General features: G+C 39.4%; 2 protein-coding genes and 1 rRNA gene. 1 reads left to right on the forward strand and 2 read right to left on the reverse strand.

All coding sequences use genetic code 11. The annotated features are described in order from the left end of the window. Positions 1-104: 104 nt before the first annotated feature. Together ACTND6_RS10855 and ACTND6_RS10860 are read right to left on the reverse strand one after the other, a co-directional pair. Entirely contained in the window at positions 105-1,121 is a 1,017-nt protein-coding gene (locus tag ACTND6_RS10855; protein ID WP_441024246.1) for an IS66 family transposase, read from the reverse strand. 112 nt (positions 1,122-1,233) lie between these two features. Next, positions 1,234-1,797, reverse strand: coding sequence for a hypothetical protein (locus ACTND6_RS10860; protein ID WP_441024244.1), 564 nt, complete (start codon positions 1,795-1,797; stop codon positions 1,234-1,236). 486 nt (positions 1,798-2,283) lie between these two features. Between ACTND6_RS10860 and ACTND6_RS10865 the strand changes: the two genes are divergently transcribed. Beyond that, positions 2,284-2,369: ribosomal RNA gene (locus tag ACTND6_RS10865) — 16S ribosomal RNA — on the forward strand; the annotation flags it as partial.

Here is a 2,369-nt window from a genome sequence, read left to right on the forward strand (position 1 = left end):
AGCCAAATATATTTTTAAATCTCATCCAATGACCCGCAGACAGATTACGAATGCTTTGAATGCTGCTTTTCCTATTTTTGCTTGTCAATGAATCAGATGGTCAATTATGTTATTTTTTCTATTTCCTTCAGCGGGCTGTTTCCTTTTCTTCTTGCTGTTTCTATCACTGACATCACACTTGCATATGCCTGTACACTTTCTTCAGATATAAACTGATGTGATGCATTTTTCTTTGTCTTTATTTTCCGGCAGCACCGTTCCGCTTCATTGTTTGTATAAGGCACGTCAAAATCTCTCAGGAACAGAAGATGCTCATCTATGTATTCCATCATTCTCCGGAACAGTTTGATATATGATGCTTCATATCTTTTCTTTATATCCGGATGTTCTTCACTGTACCGTCTGATTTCTTCAGACATGACAGTCTGCATCATGCCGCTGATGGCTGATACCTCTTCTTCAGCCATTCTTCCATATCCTTTTCTCTGAAGCTCATGCTTTCTGTGCAGCGACATCTGCAGTATTTCAAGAACCTTTCCGCATGCTTCACTGTCTTCGAAATCTATTCCTTCCTGAAGATATCTCTGTATATGTGCATTGCATTCTGCGTGCTGACAGTTCTCCAGCGTATAATACGATTTCAAATGATCATGCACCAGAACGTTATTGAACGATGCAAGCTTGTCTAACGGTCCTGTTTCTCTGTCACATCTTTTCTTCGTTACTGTATAGAAGATTCCTCTTTCATTCGATATTGTATGAATCCAGTGCAGATCTGTATTTACCTTGACAGATGTCTCATCTACATGTACTACCTTGCCGTCTTTGATCTCTGACAGGATCTTTTCCTGATTTTCCTTTCCGTGCTTCAGAAACTCCTTTTCCCACTTTATGATGGTTGATGTCTTTACATTTATTCTGTCATCTGAAAGATCTTTCATGATTTCAGACAGTCTGCATAGAGGAATCGTTCCCTTGTGATTCAGATAGATCACTGCACTCTTGAATCCAGCTGAATATGAAACTGCGTTTACTCTGTATCTCTTCATGATTTCTGCAGGCAGTTCTTTTCCTTCTCTGCTGTCGATATAGTATCTTGTTTCTATGAGCCTGTTCTGCATGACATAATCAATTTCCTGTGTTCGATAGTACAGAATATTTCCTTTATCATTTTTGACAGCTTCTGCTCCAGCAGGTGCCTTCTTTACTGTAACTGTATTGATCTGATCCGCATCAGAAAGCGCAGAAAGATGAGCAGGATGTCCTTTCTGTCCTCCTCTGGACAGCGTGCTCTTCTTTCTGGAATTGATGGACCTTTTTTCTCTTGGAACTGTATGTGAAAGTATATCGCCTGAAGAAGGCATATTTGAATTTGTTGAGTTGGATCCCTGAAGCCTGTTGATGATCTTTTTCTGGCGCTCTATTTCTTTTCTGTTTTTTTTCTGCTTCTCTGCGCATTTTCTGGATTTCCGCATAGTTGGCATCATTTTCCTTTTTGATTTCATCAAGTTCATTCTGCATCCTGCGAAGCATCTCTTCAAATTCCTTCGCTAGATCATCTGCCTCTTTCTTTTCCATCTGAAGGGTCTTGTTTACGCATCGCATGTCAGCGATTTTTTTATTCGCTGCAGCCATGATGTGAGTCAGAGACTGGATCTTTGCATCTTTTCTTGCGGAAGCGGCAGAAAGAGCCTGATTCTGCTTTTCCAGGTTCTGAACGATCTCTATAAGTTTCTGGTCAAAATGCTCTTTGTGAGCGAGGATTACATCAAATGTTACTTTATTACAGCTTTTCATATAATTATGATACACCAGGATTTCGATTTAAAAATGTGGATAACTTTCAGAAGACAGGCATGCATGAAAGGGCATCGATGCAGAATAATTCCATCCGCATTCAAGCATAAGCATTCCAATTCGAAGCAGGAGTATTAATCAGCAGGTTGAAAGATGGTTCAAAAAAAGCATCGCTGTAAACGTGTTTAAACAGGAATTATACGGCGATGCTTTTCCGAAAAATTTTTTATTTTGTGGATAACTGCTATTGACAGCTTTTATATTTATTCATTTATCGGTGAATAGTAACCAAAAAAGCAAAAAAAAACGAAAAACATGTTGACAGAGGAAGCGGAAAGATGATATACTCATTGAGCACTGTTCGAAAGGGCAGTGAGGAAGTTCTTTGAAAACTGAACAGGAAATAGACACATTACAAGAAACAACGAACGTCAATAAGTTTATGCAAGAAAGACAGCGAAAGGCTGTCACAATAGAAGAGCTAATCAAATGAAGAGTTTGATCCTGGCTCAGGATAAACGCTGGCGGCGTGCCTAATACATGCAAGTCGATCGATAGAAGTCCAGCTTGCT

Origin of the sequence: Bulleidia sp. HCP3S3_C9 (assembly GCF_052064035.1) — a bacterium.
Taxonomy (GTDB): Bacteria; Bacillota_I; Bacilli_A; order Erysipelotrichales; family Erysipelotrichaceae; genus Bulleidia.

Bases quoted from the DNA above. Each gene is read 5' to 3' on its own strand.
- ACTND6_RS10855 (WP_441024246.1), bottom strand. From the start codon at position 1,121: ATGCAGAACAGGCTCATAGAAACAAGATACTATATCGACAGCAGAGAA.
- ACTND6_RS10860 (WP_441024244.1), bottom strand. From the start codon at position 1,797: ATGAAAAGCTGTAATAAAGTAACATTTGATGTAATCCTCGCTCACAAA.